We start from the raw sequence: 19,448 nt of genomic DNA, 5'->3' as shown, positions 1-19,448 counted from the left end.
CATGCGGCGCAACGATTTCCGTATCGCGATCGTCGGGGCCGGCGGCATCGGCTGCGCCACCGCGGCCTATCTGCGGGCCAGCGACCTGCCGGTGGCGATGTGGTCGCCCACCGGGCGGCACCTGCGCCCGCATGCCGAGCCCGGCCGGGCGCGCTTCGACTGCGTCGGCGCGCTGGAAGGCGCCGTGGCGGTCGAACGGCTGGCGCGGCTGTCCGACCTGTCGGACTACAGCCATGTCTTCATCTGCCTGCCCGCATCCCGGTATCAGCAGGTCCTGGAAGACGCGGCGCCCCACTGGCGCGACGGCCAGACCCTGATCGTCAGCGGCGCGCTGTCACTGGTGCCGCTGTGGCTGCGGCAGACGGCGGCGGCGCATGGCGCCGACGTCACCGCGGTCGGGTGGAGCACGACTCTCACGACCGCCCACTTCCTGCCCGACGGCCGCCTGCACCTGAACGCGCCGCGCGGCCAGATCGGCATGGCCTGGCTGGCGCCGCGCGCGGGCGGCCGCGACGCACTGGCCGATTGCCAGGCCCTGTTTGGCGACCGGTTCGCGCTGGCCGACAATCTGTTGGCCAGCATCCTGGCCAACATCAACCCGATCGCGCATGCCGCGGAGGTGATCCCCAACCTGACCCGGATGGACCGGGGCGAGGCCTGGCCGCTGTTCGGCCACTTCACGGGGGTGGTCGCCAACATGGCAGAGGCGCTGGACCGGGAGCGGCTGGCGCTGGCCCGAGCCCTGGGGTTCACGCTGCCGACCCTGGCGCAGCATTATTCGCGCTCGTACCACGTGCCGCTGGGCCCACTGGAGGACATCGCTCGCGCCATCGATGCGCGCGGCGCCGGCCCGCTCGGCCCGGCGCGGCTGGCGCATCGCTACGTGCTGGAGGACGTGCCGTTCGGCCTGGTGTTCCAGGAACGGCTGGCGCGGCTGCTGGGGGTCGACTGCCCGCTGCTGTCCGCCTGCATCACGTTGCTGGAAGCGGTCTACGCGGAGCCGTTCCGGGACCGCAATTACCTGCTGGACTCGGTGCTGCCCGACGGCATGTCGGCAGAGGCGTTGCTGGCGGCCTGCAGGAGCGCGTGCGCGGCATCGTGAAAGCGCTCGATGATGTCGTCCTGGTGCCACGGCGTCCGGTACACCATCACGATAGGGATCGGCTCGGGCAGCGCCTGGACCGGCAACGCCGCCAGGCTGCCGCGCGCCAGGCGTTCCTGCACCGTGCGCCGGGCCAGCAGGCTGAGCCCCAGCCGGCGCTCGACCAGTTTGAGGTTGGTGATGGCGTTCATGGACTCGATGGCGGGCGCGATGGGCGGCAGGTTGTTGTCCAGCAGCAACTGCTCGATCATCAGCCGGGCCTGCGTCGGCCGGGCCGGCAGTATCCAGGCCTGCTGCTTCAACTCGCGCCAGGTCCACGGCGCCTCGCGCGGCGCCAGGGCCAGCGGATGATCGCCGGCGCACACCACGATCCACTGTTCCCGGCCCACCGGCCGGATCACCAGCCCCTCCTGGCAAAGGCTGCCCAGTTCGGACGAGGTGTTCATGGTCAGCAGGACGTCGATCTCGCCGCTTTCGAGCTTGCGCTGCGTGTCGTCCAGCCTCCCCTCGACGATCTGCACCGGCGGCAAGCCGCCATCGTCCGCCATGCCGCGCAGCACGTCGGGCAGCAACGACCAGGCGATGAAGGGCGGCGCGCCAATGCGCAGGACCGCATCGTGCCCCAGCTTGCGGTCGCGCAGATCATCGGCGAGATTGGCGACCTCGGACAGCAACAGGCGGGCGCGGTGCACCAGGATGTCGCCGTCCCGCGTCAGGCTCACGCCGCGGCCATGCCGCTCGAACACCGTGATGCCCAGCAGCGTCTCGATTTCCCCCAGGCCCTTGCTGACGGCGGCGGTGCTGACGCAGAGCTTCTCACCCGCGGCGCGCATGCTGCCGGTGTCGGCCAGCACCGTCAGCAATTCGAACTGGCGCATCCGCAACGCGGCGATCATGCGATAGGTGGAGTCGTGCATCCGGGCGGCACCTTCAGGGCGGGTAGCGAAGTAGCGGAATGATAGTATCCACGGGCCGTGCCACGCCAGGCTCCCCGCTCCCGGTCATTTCCCGCCCCGCATGCTGCCCACTTCTCCGGCCCCGCTGCCCCTGCTGGACCCACGCGCGCTCGACCGCCAGGCCGACGCCGCCATGCGCGACCTGCTGCGCGAGGGTAGTTCGCCCAATACGGCCGCCAGCTATCGCGCCGCGATCCGCTACTGGTCGGCCTGGTTCGGCCTGCGCTATGGCCGGCCCCTGGCGCTGCCGCTGTCCGAGGCGGCGGTGATCCAGTTCGTGGTGGACCACGCCCAGCGGACCGGCGCCCAGGGGCTGATATCGGAGCTGCCGCCGGCGCTGGACAGCGAGTTGGTGCGGATCAAGGCCAAGGGCCGGCTCGGGCCGCCCAGCCTGAACACGCTGTTGCAACGCCTGTCGGTGCTCTCCAAGGCCCATGAGCTGGCCGGGCTGCCCAACCCCTGCCGCGCCGCCGCCGTGCGCGAGCTGCTGGCCCGCACCCGCCGCGCCTATGCCCGCCGGGGCGCGACGCCGGCGCGCAAGGACGCCCTGACGCGCGAACCGCTGCAGGCCCTGCTGGACACCTGCGACGACTCCCTGCGCGGCCTGCGCGACCGGGCGTTGCTGCTGTTCGCCTGGTCCAGCGGCGGCCGGCGGCGGTCCGAGGTGGTCGGGGCGACCGTCGAAAACACGCGCAAGGTGGGCGAGGATTACCTCTATTTGCTCTCGCACTCCAAGACCAACCAGTCCGGCGCCGACCGCGCCCAGGACCGCAAGCCGATCGCCGGCGCGGCGGCGCTGGCCCTGGACGCCTGGCTGGCCGCCAGCGGCATCCGCCAAGGCGCCCTGTTCCGCCGCATCCGCCGTGGCGATGTGATCGGCGAGCCGCTCGCCGCCGCCGCGGTGCGCGCCATCGTCCAGGAACGCTGCCGCCTGGCGGGCATCGAGGGCGATTTCTCGGCCCACAGCCTGCGTTCGGGTTTCGTGACCGAGGCCGGCCGCCAGAACGTGCCGTTAGGCGACGCCATGGCCATGACCGGCCATGCCAGCGTGGCCACCGTGATGGGGTATTTCCGCGCCGGCGCCGCGCCCCGCTCGCGCGCGGCGCGCCTGCTGGACACGCCATCCGGGGACGAAACACCGTAGCGCGCCAACCACACCCGCTCGATCCCGGCGAGACCCGAGGCGCGCTTGCATACAATGGCGCCTGCCGGCGCTGCGCAGCGCCGCGCCCATAACGAGACCCATGCCTGCTGTGCTCCCCATGCGAATCAATCTACGCGGCCTGGTGCTCGCGCTTACGATATTCAGCGCCATCGCCGCTACCGCCAACGCCTTGTACGCCAGTTACCGGCTGCAGCGCGAGCAACTCATCACCACCACCCTGGAAGCAAACCGCGTCTACGCCGCCAAGCTGGCGCAGAGCGCCGGCGGTTTTCTCAAGGCGGCCGAACGCCAACTGGGCTACAGCGCGCGCCAGATCGCGGCGCACATGGGCGCCCCGGACATGCTGGCGGCCGAGGTTCGCCGGGTACAGGAGCAGAGCGACACGTTCAATTCGGTGGGCGTGGTGGGCGCCGACGGCGTGCTGCTGGCCACCACCCAGGATTTCCGCAGCTTTGTCGGCACCCGGATCGACAGTCCGGGCAGCCGGGTCGCGCTGCAAAGCCGTCATCCGGTCATCACCAAACCCTATGTCTCGATCGCCGGCAACCTGCTGATCAACCTGTCCTATCCGGTGCTGGCCGCCGACGGCCGCTTCCTGGGCTACATCGCCGGCACCCTGCACCTGCGCAGGGAAAGCGCGCTCAACGACCTGCTGGGCCTGCACCACTACAAAGACGGCTCCTATCTCTATGTGGTGGATGGCGACGGGCGGCTGATCTATCACACCGATGCCAGCCGGGTCGGCGAAGTGGTGAACGGCAATCCGGTGATCGAAGCCGTCATCGAGGGCCAGGCCGGCGCGCGCCGGGTGGTCAATTCACGCGGCGTGGACATGCTGGCCGGCTACGCGCCGGTGCCCGCCAGCGGTTGGGGCGTGGTGGCCCAGCGCCCCACCGCCGTGACACTGGAACCGATCCGCGAGCTGCTGTGGGCGCTGCTGGGCTACGCCGCGCCGCTGGCGTTGGTGTTCCTGCTGGCGATCTGGTGGTGTGCGCGGCAGATCTCGCTGCCGCTGTCGCAACTGGCCACCAACGTCGAACATCATGACGTCGCGGTGGCGATGCAACGGGTCAAGTCGGTGCGCGCCTGGTATTTCGAGGCCGAGCGCCTCAAGCGCGCGGTGATCTGGAGCTTCACCACCCTGCAGGAAAAGATCGGCAAGCTGAACCTGGCCAGCATCACCGACCCGCTGACCGGCCTGCGCAACCGGCGCGGCACGCAGGACGCGGTGGATCACCTGCAGGCTTCGGGCACGCCGTTCTCGGTGCTGGCGCTGGACATCGACCATTTCAAGCGGGTCAATGACACCTACGGCCATACCGCGGGCGACAAGGTGATCCAGGACGTGGCGCAGTTGATGCGCGACTGCTCGCGCCCCGGCGACATCCTGTGCCGCAACGGCGGCGAGGAATTCCTGATCCTGCTGCCGGGGGTGGCGCCGACGGAAGCAGTGATCGTGGCCGAGCGGCTGCGCCAACGCACCGCGGAGCGCGACTTCCCACAGGTGGGCGGGATCACGATGTCGGCGGGCGTGGCGCAATGGCCGACCAGCGGGCCGGACGTGGTCCAGGTGTTCCACGCCGCCGACGCCGCCCTCTATGCGGCCAAGCAGCAGGGCCGCAACCGCGTGGTGCTGCACGGCACTCCCTAGGGCCCGGGGCCGCCGCAAGCCCCCCTAAGCCATCGCCAACGCCCGGTAGTGGCTGGCGATGGCGGCCGCAAACAGGCCGCCGATTACCGACACGTGCTCCAGCGCGAAGAACAACGCCAGCCTGGCCTGCGGTTCGGGCAGGCGCCAGAAGGCGTGAACGATGAAGATCGTCAGCGCCAGGAACACCGCCAGCGCGGCGGCGGCCAGCCAGACAGCACGGTCCGCCAGGATCAGGATCGAACCGGCCAGCATCAGCGCCGCCACCGCGATGTTGAACAGGCGGGCCGGTTCCAGCCCCGCGCCCCGCATTTCCGCCACCCCGCCCTGGAAATCGATCAGCTTGGCCGCGCCCGAGGCGATGAAAACCACCGCCAGGCACAGCCGCGCGATGAACCAGAGCCAGGAGCTCTGAAGCACGGATTCGAGGTATTGCGGCGTCTGCATGGGTGCTGCTCCTGATGGTCGGCGTTGTCCCGCCCGCCCGGCGGGCGCGGCGGCAAGCCGGATCCGGCGGGTTGCCAAATCCAGCGCGGCGGACTATAAGACCTCAACTTAACTTGAGGTCAACTTCCATGGCGGGCGACAAGCCGATCGACATCACGCGGCTCATGACGGTGGGCGAAGTCGCCCGGCGCAGCGGGGTGCCGGTCTCGACGATCCACTTCTACGAAACCAAGGGATTGATCCAGAGTTCGCGCAGCGACGGCAACCAGCGCCGCTTTCCCGGCATCGTGCTGCGCTACATCGCCATCATCAAGGTGGCGCAACGCACAGGCATTCCGCTGGAGGAAATCCGCGAGGCCATGTCGCGCTTCCCGCAGGACGGCAACCGTCTCAGTCCGGCGCAATGGAAGGCCCTGTCGTCGCAATGGCGCGCGAACCTGGATGAACGCATCCGCAAGCTGACCCGGCTGCGCGACGAACTGGACAGTTGCATCGGCTGCGGCTGCCTGTCGCTCAAGGACTGTCCGCTGCGCAACCCGGACGACGTGCTCGGCCGCGACGGGCCGGGCCCACGCATCCTGGAACGGCCCTGAGCCGCCCGGCGAGACGTCATGCGGCGCGCGGCGATGGCCTGGCAGCCGCGCAATTACAGTATCCTGCGCGCACAGCCACATCGCATCAGGCCGGCCCATCCGTATGTTGCGCAGTAGATTCTCGATCAAATCACTGGAACGCTATTTCCTGATATTGGCGGCGGGCGTGCTGCTGCCAATGTCGGTCCTGACGGGAATCCTGCTGCTCCAGAGCCGCGCCGCCTATCTCGCCACCGGCGAAGCGCTGCGCGCTTTCGCCATCGTCCGCACCACCATCGCGGCGATGGAAACGGTGTCCGCCGAGCGTGGTCCCATGAATGCCGCCCTGGGCGCCGACTACCCGGTCGGGGCATCCCTGCTGGATGGGCTGCAGGCGGCCCGCGAACGCAGCGACACCCGCATCGCCGAACTGCTGGCGCTGTACCGCGCCCCGCTCAGTCCGAACAGCGCGCGGGAGTTCACCAACATCCAGCGCATCCGCTACGCCCTGATCAAGGCCCGCGCAGACGCCGACGCCCTGATCGCCACGCCGCGCGCCGACATCTCGGGCCAGCGCGTGCTGGCGGCGGTGAACGGCATGGTGGCGCTGGTGCCCGAGCTGCAGGCGGCAATGGCCGAGAGCGCCGGCGTGGTGATGCGGAACGGAGCCGACGCGCCCAATCTGCTGACCCTGGCGTTGCTGGCGAGCGAGCTGCACGAACAGGCGGGCCTGCTGGGCTCGACCTTCACGCCGGCGCTTGCCAAGCACCGCCAACTGACCGAGTCCGACGAATACCGCATTGAACGGGTGCTGGGACGCATCGACCAATTGCACGACCTGCTGGAGATGCGGCTGGCGACGCGGCCGGACCTGCGCGAGTCGCTGGCCTACGGCGACCTGCGGCATTTCTATTTCGGCGAAGGCATGCGCTATCTGGCGGAAGTGCGCGACATGGCGGCGCTGCAACCCGGCGGCGCCACCATCAGCGCGCGCGAGCTGGCCGCGACCTACGTGCCGCTGATGCACGCCATCAGCCAGTTCCGCGACCTGATGCTGGACCTGATGGAGGCGAGCATGCGCGAGCATCGGCGCGACGCGATCCGCTTGCTGGCCATCACACTGGTCGCCGCCACCGCGCTGGCGGCCGCGCTGATGCTGTCGCTGCGGCAGTTTCGCCGGCGCGTGATACGGCCGTTCGTGCAGGCCACCCGCATCATCGGCGCCATCGCCAACGGCACGCCCGTCGCCGCGATCCCCGTGGGCAAGTACCGCGGCGAGGTCGACGGCATGTTCGAGGCGCTGAGCGTGCTCAAGGACAACGCCGCCGCGCGCAAGCGCGCCGAACTGGAGCGCGACCGCCTGATCGTCGACCTGGCGGTGATGGCGGAGACCGACTTCCTGACCGGCCTGCTCAACCGCCGCGCCTTCGAGAGCCGCCTCGATCAGGCCCTGTCGCAATGGCGCGACGCCGGCACGGCATTGGCCTTCATCCTGTTCGACATCGACGACTTCAAGGGCATCAACGACACCTACGGCCACGCCAGCGGCGACCAAGCCCTGAAAACGGTGGCCGACCTGTGCCGGCAGACCTGGCGGCAGGCGGATGTGGTCGCGCGGGTGGGCGGCGAGGAATTCGCCGTGCTGTGCCGGGCCCACAAGGCCGCCGAGGCGGTGGAGATGGCCGAACGCATGCGGCAGCGCATCGCGCGGGCCAGGGTGGCGGCGGAAAACGGCGCGGTGTTCGGGCTGACCGCCAGCTTCGGCGTGGCGCTGGCGCGCGGCCCCGGCGTCGAGACGGCGGACAGCTTGTTCCGCCGCGCCGACGAACTGCTCTATCGGGCCAAGGTGGATGGCAAGAACCGGGTGGCGCCGGAAAACACCGACTGACGGCGGGCGCCTTTGCGCCGCCAAAAAAAAGCCGCGTCGGAGTCGACGCGGCGTTGTTGCCTTGGAGGGGTCAGTCAGGAACGCGGGTCGCGTTCTTGTCCTGGGCGGCCTCGGAAGTTTCCGGGCGGGTGGAGGTTTCGGGGTCCGGGCGCGAACCTGGCGCCTTCCAGTTCAGCGGCGGAACTTCGAAGCGCGGTTTCTTGGCGATCAGTTGGGACATGTGCGTACTCTCCTGTGTGCGATGTCGGCCTGCCCTGCGCAGGGAACGACTCGGATATCCAGCGCGCCCGGGATGCCCTGGCGGCGATGCAAGGCAGGCATCAGGAACGGGCGCCAGGGCATGGCCCTGGGGTCGTCGGCAAAGCCGGCGGCGAAGCAAGACGCTTCGATGGACCCCGCCTTGGGGGAAGGCCAAGGCCTGCGCGCGGCATTGGCTTGGCGGCATCCGGAACAATTGCCGGCTTTTTGTGTGACGATCTAAGTATTTTAGTATTAATTAACAGATAAAGCAAGCATCTTGAGATTGGCTTATGTATCTGAATGGTGCGGCGCCCCCTGCCCCGACGCCCGGACAGGAACGGCACAGCAAGTGAACCGAGCCCGTGCGTAGGGGGCGCGCTCACCGCCTGACCGACTCGCTTGACCGAAGAGAATGATCGTTCTACTATTGCCTCCATCGCATATAGAACGATCATTCTCAGCCATGTCCGACACGCCCAACCTCCCGCCCGACGACGCGCGCCTGCGCCTGCTCCAGGCCACCGAACGGCTGGTCTACGCCGGGGGCATCCACGCCACCGGCATGGATCTCATCGTCAGGACCTCCGGCGTGGCGCGCAAGCGCGTGTATCAGTACTACCCGAACAAGGATGCGCTGGTGGCCGCGGCCCTGCGGGCGCGCGACGAACGCTGGATGCGCTGGTTCGTCGACGCCACGTCGCGGGCGGCCACCCCCAGGGCGCGGTTGCTGTCCATGTTCGACGCCTTGCGTGAATGGTTCGCCAGCGAGGACTTTCGCGGCTGCGCGTTCCTCAATGCCGCCGGCGAAATCGGCGATGAAGCCAGTCCGGTGCTGGCGGTGGCACGCGAACACAAGGCGCGGCTGCTCGACCACATCCGCGCGCGGGTCCGCGATGCCGATCTGCCCGAGCCCGACGAGGCCGCCGCGCAATTGCTAGTGTTGATCGACGGCGCCATTGCGGTGGCGCTGGTCTCGCGCGATCCGGCCATCGCCGACAGCGCGCGCCGCGCCGCCGCCGCGCTGCTGGGGCCCGGGGACTGAGGCCATGACTCTGCCCGCCCCTTGCGCCCGGCCATGCTCGTGGCATTCCCGTTTTTTCCACCCGCCTGCGAGGCCAGCGCGATGACATCGACCCCCACTACCCGCCCCCCTCTTCCTCCCTTCACCCGCGACAGCGCGGCGCAAAAGGTGCGCCTGGCCGAAGATGGCTGGAACAGCCGCGACCCCGACAAGGTCGCGCTCGCCTACAGCCAGGATACGCGCTGGCGCAACCGCGCCGAGTTCGTCAACAGCCGCGAGCAAGCGCGCGCCTTCCTGGCCCGCAAATGGGCCAAGGAACTGGACTACCGACTCATCAAGGAACTGTGGGCCCACGACGGCAACCGCATCGCCGTGCGCTACGCCTATGAATGGCACGACGATTCCGGCAACTGGTTCCGTTCGTACGGCAACGAAAACTGGGAGTTCGGCGAGGACGGCCTGATGACGCACCGCTACGCCTGCATCAACGACCTGCCGATCCGGGAAGCCGACCGCAAGTTCCACTGGCCCCTGGGCCGGCGTCCCGACGATCACCCGGGGCTGTCCGAACTCGGCCTCTGAACCCACGGTGCGACGCTCGGCGGCGAGCCCCTTGCCCGCAGGGCGTCGTGGACGCCCTGCCTCGCGGCGGCGACAAGCGGGCCTCGCGGTCCCGGGCTCGACGATCAGCGTTAACGGCCCCTAGGGATTTCCCGTGTTTTTTCCACGCGCTCCGCCTTGCGTGGAATTTTTTTCCATTTCCTGAAAGGTATTCGGAAGTTTGGATTCTTAGACTCCCGCATTCATTGGAATGTCAGCTTTCATTCAGGCCGAAGTCAGTCCGAATGAAAACCACAACAAAGGGAGGAATGAATCCAATGCAATCAAGACGCAGCGTCATCAAGCGCGAGGCGTGGGCCGCGGGCACGATGATCGTGCTCGGCCTGGGCGCCATCGCGCAGGCATCCACGTACACCCTGGGCAGCCTGGCCCGCATGGGCCCCGGCCTGTTTCCCGCCATTCTCGGCGTGCTGCTGGTCCTGCTGGGCCTGATCATCGCGCGCATGGCCTACTCGCCAATGATTACGGAAGAGGACGCCGAAGAGGTCCCGCCGCCCGAGTGGCGCGGCTGGGGGTGCATCATCGGCGGTCTCCTGACCTTCATCCTGCTGGGCAAGTATGGCGGCCTCGTGCCCGCCACCTTCGCGCTGGTCTTCATCTCGGCCATGGGCGATCGCCAGCACACGCCGCGCAGCGCCGCGCTGCTGGCCGTGGGGGTGACCATTCTCGGCGTGGCCGTTTTCTCGTGGGCGCTGCAGTTGCAGTTTCCGCTGTTCCGCTGGGGCTGATCGATGGAAATCCTCAATAACCTGATGCATGGCTTTTCGGTCGCGTTCGCGCTCGACAACCTGCTGTGGGCCGTGTTCGGCGTGTTCATGGGCAACCTGATCGGCGTGCTGCCGGGCATGGGCGTGCTGGCCGCCATCTCGATCCTGTTGCCGCTGACCTACACCATGACCCCGACCGCCGCACTGGTGATGCTGTCGGGCATCTACTACGGCTCGCAGTACGGCGGCGGCATCACCTCGATCATGCTGAACCTGCCGGGCACCGCCTCGCACGCCGTGGCCTGCCTGGACGGCAATCCGCTGGCGCGCAACGGCAAGGCCGGCTCGGCGCTGTTCATGCTGATGTTCTCGTCGTTCTGCGGCGCGTCCGTCGGCATCCTGGCGATGATCCTGTTCTCGCCGCTGCTGGTCGACGTGGCCTTCAAGTTCGGCCCGGCCGAGTATTTCTCGATGATGATGCTGGGCCTGCTGGCCGGGGCCACGCTGGCCAAGGGCTCGGCGATCAAGGGCGTGGCGATGGTGGTGGTCGGCCTGCTGCTGGGCGTGATCGGCACCGACGTCAACACCGGCACCATGCGCTTTCACTTCGGCATCCTCGAACTGAGCGACGGCCTGCAGATCGTGGCGCTGGCGATGGGCCTGTTCGGCGTGGCCGACTTCCTCAAGAACATCAACCAGATCGGCGGCGACACCAAGGTCACCAGCACCAAGGTCAGCATGAAGTCGATGCGGCCCGAAGCCGGCGACATCAAGCAGTCGCGCGGCGCCCTGGTGCGCGGCACCGCCATCGGCGCGGCCTTCGGCATCCTGCCGGGCACCGGCCCGACCATCGCCTCGTTCATCTCGTACGCGGTGGAAAAGAAGGTGGCGCGCGAGCCGCGCCGCTTCGGTCGCGGCGCCATCGAGGGCATCGCCGGCCCCGAGGCCGCCACCAGCGCCTCGACCCAGACCAGCTTCATCCCCACCATGAGCCTGGGCATTCCGGGCGACCCGGTGATGGCGCTGATGCTGGGCGCGCTGATCATTCACGGCATCCAGCCGGGTCCGCAGATGATGGTCGAGCACGCCGACATGTTCTGGGGGCTGATCGCCAGTTTCTGGGTTGGCAACGTGCTGCTGTTGCTGCTGAACCTGCCGCTGATCGGCATGTGGGTGCGCCTGTTGACCGTGCCGTTCCGCTATCTGTTCCCGGCGGCGCTGTTCTTCGTCTGCGTCGGCGTCTATAGCACCAACAACAACCTGTTCGATGTGGGCATGGTGACCTTGTTCGGGGCGGCGGGCTATGCGCTGATCCGACTGCGCTTCGAACCGGCGCCGCTGCTGCTGGGCTTCGTGCTCGGGCCGATGGTGGAAGAGAATTTCCGCCGCGCCCTGCTGCTGTCGCGCGGCGACCTGTCGATCTTCGTGACGCGCCCGATCAGCCTGGGCTTCGTGCTGGCCTGCGTGATGCTGATCGCGTTGCTGCTGGTGTCGGCCGTGAGGCAGAAGCACAAGGCGCAAGCCGCACTGGAACAAGCGCGCACGGCGGCCTGACCGGCCTCGACGGTGTGACCCACAGCCGCCCTCGGGCGGCTGTTTTTCCTGGCGCGAAAGACTCGTCGCGCGGGCGGACAACGGCCCGCTAGGCCTCGGGCGGCGCCGCCGGCCCCACGACCTGGCCATCGATATGGCCCAGCGGCCGGCCCGGATCGAGCCGGTCGCGCACCCGCTGCTTGAGCACCTTGGCTTCCGGAAAACCGCCGTCGCGCTTGCGGTCCCAAACCAGTTCGCCATCGTAGGTGATCTGGAAGATGCCGCCGGTGCCGGGCTGCAGCACCACTTCGCCCAGGTCGGTGGAAAAGGTGGACAGCAGCTCCTGCGCCATCCAGCCGGCGCGCAGCAGCCATTGGCACTGGGTGCAGTAGAGGATGACGATGCGGGGACGATGAGCGTCGGGCTGGGTGGCGGTCTGCATGGCGCGGATCATTCTACGCCAGCCAGGGGCGGGCGGCGCGGATCGCCAGTCGTGGATAATGTCAGGTTTTCCCGCGCGCGCGGTGCGCCCCGAGTCCGCCAATGAAGTCTGTATTACCCGCCCGCAGCCAACGCTGGCTGATCGGCCTGTTGATGGGTCTGGTCACCCTCACGCCGATGGGCATCGACATCTACCTGCCCTCCCTGCCCGCCATGGCCGTCGGCTTCGGCCAATCGATCAGCGCGCTGCAGGCCAGCATCACCCTCTTCATCTTCTCGGTCGGCGTCGGCCAGATCCTCATCGGCCCGCTGGCCGACCGCCATGGCCGCCGGCCGGTGGCGCTCGGCGGCGCGCTGGCCTACCTGCTGGGGTCGGCGCTGGGCGCGGCCGCGACCTCCCTGGAACTGTTCTACGCCGCGCGCGTGATCCAGGGCCTGGGCGCCTGCTCGGCTTCGCTGGTGGCATTCGCGGCGGTGCGAGACCGCTTCAGCCCGGCGGTCGGGGCGCGTGTCTACAGCTATCTGAACGGCGCATTGTGCACGGTGCCGGCGCTGGCGCCGATGCTGGGCGGCGCGCTGGCGGTGCATGCCGGCTGGCGCAGCACCTTCGTCTTCATGGTGCTGTTCGCACTGGCGCTGGCCGCGTTGCTGGCGTGGCGTTTCACCGAAACCCGCGCGGCCGCGCCGGCGCGCGGCACGCCCCTGTACAGCCTGCGCCGCTACGCGCCCATTGCGGCCAGCGGCCGCTTCCTTTACTTCGCCATTTTCGGCATGGCCGGCATGGCCATGATCCTGGTGTTCGTGTCGGCCGCGCCGGTGGTGCTGGTGCAGCAGCTCGGCTATTCGGAGCTGGGGTTTTCCGCCTGGTTTGGCGGCAACGCCGCCATCAACATCGCGGCGTTCTTCCTGGCGCCGGTGTTCATTGCGCGCTGCGGCCGCTATGCCATGCTGCGGGTCGGCATGATGGCGCTGCTGGCGGCCGCGCTGCTGCACCTGGCCGCCTGGCGCTGGGCGCCCGCGGCCGCTTGGATCTTCATGCTGCCGGTGGCGGTGCTCACCGTCGGCTTTTCGCTGGCGCTGGGTTCGGCGCTGAGCCTGGCGCTGGAACCCTTCGCCGATCGCGCCGGCACCGCCGCCGCGGTCTATGGGCTGTTCCAGATGAGCGGCTCGGCTGTCATCGCCACCGCCCTGCTGGACCAGGGTGTGGCCCCGCAAGCGGCGATGGGCCTGATCGGCGTAGTGATCGTGGGGCCGCTGCTGTGCCTGTCGGGCGTGATGGCCCGCCGCGTCGCCGCGTCTTCGCACTGAGCGCCCGGCCCACGCCGTCCGGCGTGGCTCACGCCGCCGCGCGCGGCGCGTTCGACAGGTGCATCAACAGCGCGCCGGCGGCGATCAGGGCCGCGCCCGCCAGCCGGCCGGGATTGAGCGCGCTGCCGACGAAGCCCACCAACGCATAGCGGTCCAGCAGCAGCGCCGCCAGCATCTGGCCGGCGATCACCGCCGCCAGGAAGGCGCCCGCGCCCAGGCGCGGCGCCAGCATCAGCGCCGCCGTGATGTAGAACACGCCGGCCAGCCCGCCGGTCCAGCCCCACCACGGCAGCCGGCCGATCTCGGCAAAGCTCGGCGCCGGCACGCGCAGAACCGCCATCACCGCCATCGCGGCGATGGCGCTGATGGCCAGCGAGACCATGGTGGCCCACAGCGGATGCCCCAGGTGACGGCCCAGGGCGGCATTGGCGCCGGCCTGGATAGGCACCAGCGCGCCCGCCAGGATGGCGGCGGGAACGGCGTAGAAGGTCGTGGTATTCAAGGTTTGCTCCGATTCAAGAGGGATTGGCTTTATTCTCTTATTCGTCAACCGTTGAATCCAATTCGATATTTGTCTATTCAATATGCAGCCAGTGAATAATTTACGGGCCATCGACCTGAATCTGCTGGTGGTGCTGGACGCGTTGCTGCACGAGCGCAACCTGACCCGCGCGGCCGCCCGTCTGCCGATGAGCCAGCCCGCCATGAGCCACGCGCTGGCCCGCCTGCGGACGCTGCTGGGCGACCCGCTGTTCCATCGCACCCGTGGCGGCCTGCGGCCCACGCCGCACGCCCTGGCGCTCGAAGCGCCGCTGCGCGATGTGCTGGCGCAGGTGCGTCGGCTGTTGGCGGGCGCGGTGTTCGAGCCGGCGGCGAGCCGGCGCGCGTTTCGCCTGGCGATGTCCGACTATGGCGCGAGCGTGCTGCTGCCGCCGCTGATGCGGCGCCTGCGGCGCGACGCGCCGGGTATCGACCTGGAGATCAGTTATGCCAGCCGTAGCGGCATGATCGCGGGCGTGGCCGACGGCCAGCTTGACCTGGCGCTGGCCGTATTCGGCGAGACCCCCGCCGACATTCAGCGCGAGGTGCTGTTCGAAGAGCGCTTCGTCTGCGTCGTCGACGCCGCCGCCGGCCTGCCGTCGACATTGGAGGATTACCTGGCGCGACCGCACGTGCTGGCGGCCGCAAGCCAGGACCAGCGCGCGGCGGAAGTGGACGCGGCGCTGGCCCGCCTCGGCCAGTCGCGCCGCGTGGCGCTGCGGCTGCCGCATTGGACGGCGGCGTCCGCCGTGCTGGCCGGCACCGACCTGGTGCTGACGGTGGCGCGGCGCTCGGTGACGCCGGCGCCGGCCGGCCTGGCCGTGGGGCCGGCGCCATTCGCGATTGCGCCGCTGGCGTTCGAGATGATCTGGCACCAGCGCGCCGACGCGGACGCCGGCCTGGGCTGGCTGCGCGCGCTGCTCGGTCAGGTGGCCGGCTGAGGCGCGGCGGGCGCCGCCTATTCCCGCGCGCGCGGCGCCATGAACTCGGGGCCGACCGGATCGAGGACGTTCTTTTCCAGCAGTTCGTCGATGTCGGCCATGTCGGCGTCGCTCAGGTGCCAGCCGCAGGCCTGGTCCACGCCGTCCAGTTGTTCGGGACGGCGCGCGCCCCACAGGGCGATGGTTGGGCCGCTGTCCAGCACCCAGCGGATCGCCAGGGCCAGCACCGGCTTGTCGTAGCGGATCCGCGCCATGGCCTCCAGTTCCTTGGTGGCGCGCACGTACTGGTCGAAACGCGGCCGGCGGAACTTCGGATCCGCCGCCCGCAGGTCGTCGGCGCCGAAGGTGGTGTCCACCGTCATGCGACCCGACAGCAGGCCGCGGCACAAGGCGCCATAGGCCAGCACGGCCAGCCCGTGCTCGCGCGCATAGGGCAGCACGTCGCGCTCGATGGCGCGCTCGAACAGGTTGTAGGGCGGCTGCACCGACGCCAGCGGCAGCACCGCGCGGAACGCATCCATCTGCTCGGGCGAATAATTGCTCACCCCCACCGCCAGGATCTTGCCTTCGCGCTGCAGCGCTTCCAGCGTGCGCGCCGTGTCCTCGATCGGCACCAGCGGATCGGGCCAATGGATCTGATACAGGTCGATGCGGTCGGTGCGCAGGCGGCGCAGCGAATCCTCCACCTCGCGCCGCAGCCGCTGCGGGCTGGAGTTGCGCCGCACGCCCTCGCCGGCCCATTCCAGGCCGCCCTTGGTGGCGATGACCGCCCGGTCGCGCATGCCCGCCAGGGCCTGCCCCACCATTTCCTCGGAATGGCCGAAGCCATACACCGGCGCGGTGTCGATCAGGTTGATGCCGCGCTCGACCGCGCCGCGCAGGGTGGCGATCGAGGCCGGGTCATCGGCGCCGCCCCACATCCAGCCACCGATCGCCCACGTGCCCAGGCCGATTCTCGACACAGGCGTGGGGATGCCTTCAATACGCATGGTCTCGACCAGCATGACTTCTCCTACACAAAAGGGTTGATGAGTGTAGGTCAGGTATTATTGAATCGGATTCAACGATTTATTCATCTTCGCCCCGCTGTTCATGCCGTCCTACAGCCGCCACGACCTGGCCGATCTCAGCGCCTTTGCGGCCATCTGCCGGCGCGGCAGTTTCCGCCTGGCGGCCATCGAACTGGGCGTATCGACCTCGGCCCTGAGCCACGCGCTACGCAACCTGGAAGATCGCCTGGGCGTCAAGCTGCTCAACCGCACCACCCGCTCGGTCGCGCCCACCGAAGCCGGCAGCCGCTTGGCGGCGCAACTGGACCAGAGCTTCGGCGAGATCGGCGCCGCCCTGTCGGAGCTGGACCGCTACCGCAGCGGCCCGCTGGGAGGCCTGCGCATCAACGTGCCGCGCGATGCCTCGCGGCTGCTCCTCAGCCCGGTGCTGGCTCGCTACCTCGACGACTATCCCGGCGTGAAGATCGAGGTCGTGGTCGACAACAACATGGTCGACATCGTCAAGGCCGGCTTCGACGCCGGCATTCGCTTCGGCGACACGGTGCCGCAAGACATGGTCTGCACGCCGCTGACCCCGCCATTGCGCTGGGTGGTGGTGGGCGCGCCCGCCTATCTCGGCCGCCACGGCACGCCCAGGACGCCCGAGGACCTGTTGCGCCACGCCTGCATCCGGCTGCGGCTCGGCGACCAGACCATGTACCGCTGGGAACTCGGGCAGCCGCCGCGCGCGCACGCCATCGACGTGCCCGGCGCGCTGATCGTGAACGAAACCGACATGGCGCTGGACGCCGCGCTGGACGGCATCGGCCTGGCCTATTGCCTGGAGCGCTGCGCGGAGCCGCACCTGCGCGCCGGACGCCTGCGGCGCGTGCTGGACGAGTGGTCGCCAGCGGGCGCGCCGCTGGTCATGTACTACCCCAGCCGGCGGCAACTGGCGCCCGCGCTGAGCCGCCTGATCGAAGCGATCCGCGGCGCCAACGGGCTGCCCGGCGCGATCGACGGCTAGGCCCCGCCAATCGCCCCGCATGGGTCGCGCCGGTCCGCAGGCGGCGCCAGCCTGCTATCGTGGAGGCCAGCCCCCCTTTCGGAGACGCCATGCCCGCCGATGCCCTGCCCCAGGACCCCTTGCTGTTGCACACGATGCGCGATGGCATCGCCACGCTGCGGTTGAACCGGCCCGCGCAATTCAATGCGTTATCCGAAGGCTTGCTGGACGCGCTGCGCGCGCGCATCGACGCGCTCGCCCGTGAACCCGGCCTGCGCTGCGTGATCCTGGAATCGGCCGGCCGCGCGTTTTGCGCCGGCCACGACCTGCGCGAAATGCGCAGCCAGCCCGCGTTCGATTACTACCTGGCGCTGTTCCGCAAGTGCGGCGGCGTCATGCAGGGCCTGCAGGCCCTGCCGGTGCCGGTCATCGCCAAGGTCCGCGGGGTGGCAACCGCGGCGGGCTGCCAATTGGTGGCGAGCTGCGACCTGGCCGTGGCCGCCGACAGCGCGCGCTTCGCCGTCTCCGGCATCAATGCCGGCCTGTTCTGTTCCACGCCGGCGGTGGCGCTGAGCCGCAACGTGTCGACCAAGCGTGCCTTCGAAATGCTGGTGACCGCGCGCTTCATCGACGCCGCGCAGGCGTGCGACTGGGGCCTGCTGAACGACGTCGCGCCGGACGTGGAGCTGGATGCGCGGGTCCAGGCGCTGGCCGACGTGATCGCGTCCAAGAGCCCCGCCGCGATCCGCCACGGCAAGCGCATGTTCTACGCACAGCGCCAGATGGCGCAGGCCGAGGCCTACGAATACGCCGCCGAAGTCATGGCGCGCAACATGATGGAAGAGGACGCGGCTGAAGGCATCGACGCCTTCCTGCAAAAGCGCGCGCCGCGCTGGCGCCCGTGACCGGCGGCGCTACGCCAGCCAGCCCAGCGCCCAGCCGCCCGCCGCGGCGGCCAGCACCACCCACAGCGGCGACCAGCGCGCATACACCAGCAGGCCGAACAGGCCAAGCGCCAGCGCGAAATCCGCCTTGGTGAGGATCGCGCCGGTCCAGACCGGGTCGTACAGCGCCGCCAGCAGGATGCCCACCACGGCCGCGTTGACGCCCGCGACCATGTTGCGCACGCCGGGTCGGCGCCGCAGGCCTTCCCAGAAAGGCAAGGCGGCGGCCACCAGCAGCGCGCCGGGCAGGAACACTGCCACCAGCATGGCCAGGCCGCCGGCCCAGCCCGGCAATGGACCGGACGAGACCGCGCCCAGGAAAGCGGCGAACGTGAACAGCGGCCCCGGCAGCGCCTGCGCCACGCCATAGCCCGCCAGGAAATCCGCGCTGGACACCATGCCGCCGCCAACCGCGGCCGTCTCCAGCAACGGCAGCACCACGTGCCCGCCGCCGAACACCAGCGCGCCCGCGCGATAGAACCCGGCCAATTGCGTCGCCAGCGGCGCGTCCGACAGTGACGCCCATAGCGACAACCCCGCCAGCAACAGCGTGAACAGCGACAGGCAGAGATAACCGGCGCTGCGCGACACGCTCTGGGCCCGGTTCGCCAGAAGCGGCCGAGGCGGCACCTGCAGCAACACGGCGCCGGCCGCCGCGCCCAGCACGATGGCGCCGATCTGCCCCAGGGTGGTCGGTAGCGCGACGGCGATCAACGCGGCGACGATGGCCAACCCGGCGCGCGGCGCGTCTGGACAGAGCGAGCGGCCCATGCCCCACACCGCCTGCGCGATCACCGCCACGGCCGCCACCTTCAGGCCATGCACCAGCGGCAGGCTGGCCAGGCCGCCGAAACGCGCCAGCCCCAGGCCCAGCAGGATCATTGCCAGCGCGGACGGCAGCGTGAACGCAAGCCAGGCCGCCAGCATGCCCGTCCACCCGGCCCGTTTCAGGCCCAGCGCCATGCCGACCTGACTGCTGGCCGGGCCCGGCAAAAACTGGCACAACGCCACCAGATCGGAAAACGCATAATCGTCGAGCCAACGGCGGCGATCGACGAATTCCTCGCGGAAATAGGCCAGGTGCGCCACCGGGCCGCCAAAGGCGGTCAGGCCGAGCCGCAGAAAAGCGAAAAAGACCTCCGCACAGGTTCCGCCTCCAGCCGTCTCGGCCTCGCTGGCCACCGCTTTACTGGCGACGCGTTCATCGTGGGAAGGGGGTTGCGGCGGCATCGGGCTCGACACTCTGGAACGGTTGGCGCCGGCCGGTCGCGCGGCGGCGTGATTCAAGCTTATAGCCGGGCGGCGCGGCAGTTTCAATCGTTCGCGCGGCACGGTTCCGCCAGAGTACTGCATCAAGCTTCACAATTTCCATACAAAAT

General features: G+C 69.3%; 20 protein-coding genes. 13 read left to right on the top strand and 7 right to left on the bottom strand.

Annotated elements, in window-relative coordinates; genetic code table 11:
- Position 1 precedes the first annotated feature (1 nt).
- Entirely contained in the window at positions 2-1,102 is a 1,101-nt protein-coding gene (locus ACUDCK_RS13630; RefSeq protein ID WP_175167837.1) for an NAD/NADP octopine/nopaline dehydrogenase family protein, read from the top strand.
- Here ACUDCK_RS13630 and ACUDCK_RS13625 read toward each other — a convergent pair.
- Entirely contained in the window at positions 1,018-2,019 is a 1,002-nt protein-coding gene (locus tag ACUDCK_RS13625) for a LysR family transcriptional regulator (RefSeq protein WP_081273664.1), read from the bottom strand. The genes ACUDCK_RS13630 and ACUDCK_RS13625 overlap by 85 nt on opposite strands.
- A gap of 100 nt (positions 2,020-2,119) precedes the next feature.
- Here ACUDCK_RS13625 and ACUDCK_RS13620 point away from each other — a divergent pair, with 100 nt between their 5' ends.
- Positions 2,120-3,202, top strand: a complete 1,083-nt coding sequence (locus ACUDCK_RS13620) for a site-specific integrase (protein ID WP_054502526.1) — start codon at positions 2,120-2,122, stop codon at positions 3,200-3,202.
- Between the two features lie 118 nt (positions 3,203-3,320).
- The gene (locus ACUDCK_RS13615) at positions 3,321-4,874 is read left to right on the top strand and encodes a sensor domain-containing diguanylate cyclase (protein ID WP_116793478.1); all 1,554 of its coding nucleotides are present in this window, start codon (positions 3,321-3,323) and stop codon (positions 4,872-4,874) included.
- 24 nt (positions 4,875-4,898) lie between these two features.
- Here the strand turns inward: ACUDCK_RS13615 and ACUDCK_RS13610 are convergent, their stop codons facing one another.
- Positions 4,899-5,318 (bottom strand): DoxX family protein, encoded by a 420-nt coding sequence (locus tag ACUDCK_RS13610; RefSeq protein WP_175167838.1) that lies wholly within the window; start codon positions 5,316-5,318, stop codon positions 4,899-4,901.
- Between the two features lie 128 nt (positions 5,319-5,446).
- Here ACUDCK_RS13610 and soxR point away from each other — a divergent pair, with 128 nt between their 5' ends.
- Positions 5,447-5,911 (top strand): redox-sensitive transcriptional activator SoxR, encoded by a 465-nt coding sequence (soxR, locus tag ACUDCK_RS13605; RefSeq protein ID WP_054502529.1) that lies wholly within the window; start codon positions 5,447-5,449, stop codon positions 5,909-5,911.
- A 103-nt stretch (positions 5,912-6,014) separates the two neighbouring features.
- The gene (locus ACUDCK_RS13600; RefSeq protein ID WP_081273665.1) at positions 6,015-7,778 is read left to right on the top strand and encodes a GGDEF domain-containing protein; all 1,764 of its coding nucleotides are present in this window, start codon (positions 6,015-6,017) and stop codon (positions 7,776-7,778) included.
- A 70-nt stretch (positions 7,779-7,848) separates the two neighbouring features.
- Here ACUDCK_RS13600 and ACUDCK_RS13595 read toward each other — a convergent pair whose 3' ends face one another.
- Complete coding sequence (locus ACUDCK_RS13595) at positions 7,849-7,998, bottom strand: hypothetical protein (protein ID WP_155755625.1); 150 nt, start codon at positions 7,996-7,998, stop codon at positions 7,849-7,851.
- 483 nt (positions 7,999-8,481) lie between these two features.
- On the opposite strand from ACUDCK_RS13595, the gene ACUDCK_RS13590 reads away from it, so the two are divergent.
- The 4 genes from ACUDCK_RS13590 (at position 8,482) to ACUDCK_RS13575 (ending at position 11,921) form a co-directional block, all read left to right on the top strand.
- A complete protein-coding gene (locus ACUDCK_RS13590) occupies positions 8,482-9,060 on the top strand; it encodes a TetR/AcrR family transcriptional regulator (protein ID WP_175167839.1) in 579 nt (192 codons plus the stop codon).
- An 81-nt stretch (positions 9,061-9,141) separates the two neighbouring features.
- The gene (locus ACUDCK_RS13585; protein WP_054502532.1) at positions 9,142-9,621 is read left to right on the top strand and encodes a nuclear transport factor 2 family protein; all 480 of its coding nucleotides are present in this window, start codon (positions 9,142-9,144) and stop codon (positions 9,619-9,621) included.
- 296 nt (positions 9,622-9,917) lie between these two features.
- Positions 9,918-10,388: a tripartite tricarboxylate transporter TctB family protein gene (locus ACUDCK_RS13580; protein ID WP_054502533.1), complete on the top strand. Its 471-nt coding sequence runs from the start codon at positions 9,918-9,920 to the stop codon at positions 10,386-10,388.
- Between the two features lie 3 nt (positions 10,389-10,391).
- Positions 10,392-11,921 carry a tripartite tricarboxylate transporter permease gene (locus ACUDCK_RS13575; RefSeq protein WP_054502534.1) on the top strand — a complete coding sequence of 510 codons (1,530 nt, stop codon included), beginning with the start codon at positions 10,392-10,394 and terminating at the stop codon, positions 11,919-11,921.
- A gap of 88 nt (positions 11,922-12,009) precedes the next feature.
- Here ACUDCK_RS13575 and ACUDCK_RS13570 read toward each other — a convergent pair whose 3' ends face one another.
- Positions 12,010-12,342 carry a SelT/SelW/SelH family protein gene (locus tag ACUDCK_RS13570; RefSeq protein ID WP_244976929.1) on the bottom strand — a complete coding sequence of 111 codons (333 nt, stop codon included), beginning with the start codon at positions 12,340-12,342 and terminating at the stop codon, positions 12,010-12,012.
- A 101-nt stretch (positions 12,343-12,443) separates the two neighbouring features.
- Between ACUDCK_RS13570 and ACUDCK_RS13565 the strand changes: the two genes are divergently transcribed.
- On the top strand, positions 12,444-13,649 hold the full coding sequence (locus tag ACUDCK_RS13565; protein ID WP_175167841.1) for a multidrug effflux MFS transporter: 1,206 nt from the start codon (positions 12,444-12,446) through the stop codon (positions 13,647-13,649).
- Positions 13,650-13,677: 28 nt separating this feature from the next.
- On the opposite strand, the gene ACUDCK_RS13560 is transcribed toward ACUDCK_RS13565, so the two are convergent.
- Positions 13,678-14,151 (bottom strand): DMT family transporter, encoded by a 474-nt coding sequence (locus ACUDCK_RS13560; protein WP_054502536.1) that lies wholly within the window; start codon positions 14,149-14,151, stop codon positions 13,678-13,680.
- A gap of 82 nt (positions 14,152-14,233) precedes the next feature.
- Between ACUDCK_RS13560 and ACUDCK_RS13555 the strand changes: the two genes are divergently transcribed.
- Entirely contained in the window at positions 14,234-15,130 is an 897-nt protein-coding gene (locus ACUDCK_RS13555) for a LysR family transcriptional regulator (RefSeq protein ID WP_244976930.1), read from the top strand.
- A gap of 17 nt (positions 15,131-15,147) precedes the next feature.
- Here ACUDCK_RS13555 and ACUDCK_RS13550 read toward each other — a convergent pair whose 3' ends face one another.
- Positions 15,148-16,134 carry an aldo/keto reductase gene (locus ACUDCK_RS13550; RefSeq protein ID WP_064527638.1) on the bottom strand — a complete coding sequence of 329 codons (987 nt, stop codon included), beginning with the start codon at positions 16,132-16,134 and terminating at the stop codon, positions 15,148-15,150.
- Between the two features lie 88 nt (positions 16,135-16,222).
- Here ACUDCK_RS13550 and ACUDCK_RS13545 point away from each other — a divergent pair, with 88 nt between their 5' ends.
- Both ACUDCK_RS13545 and ACUDCK_RS13540 read left to right on the top strand, forming a co-directional pair.
- Positions 16,223-17,146: a LysR family transcriptional regulator gene (locus ACUDCK_RS13545; RefSeq protein ID WP_175167843.1), complete on the top strand. Its 924-nt coding sequence runs from the start codon at positions 16,223-16,225 to the stop codon at positions 17,144-17,146.
- An 89-nt stretch (positions 17,147-17,235) separates the two neighbouring features.
- A complete protein-coding gene (locus tag ACUDCK_RS13540) occupies positions 17,236-18,030 on the top strand; it encodes an enoyl-CoA hydratase (protein ID WP_175167844.1) in 795 nt (264 codons plus the stop codon).
- A 9-nt stretch (positions 18,031-18,039) separates the two neighbouring features.
- Here ACUDCK_RS13540 and chrA read toward each other — a convergent pair whose 3' ends face one another.
- A complete protein-coding gene (gene chrA / locus ACUDCK_RS13535) occupies positions 18,040-19,299 on the bottom strand; it encodes a chromate efflux transporter (RefSeq protein ID WP_175142343.1) in 1,260 nt (419 codons plus the stop codon).
- Positions 19,300-19,448 lie beyond the last annotated feature (149 nt).

This window comes from Achromobacter sp. CF-sbj1-Ac2-l, assembly GCF_052698165.1.
This window is presented reverse-complemented; position numbering and strand designations above follow the sequence as displayed.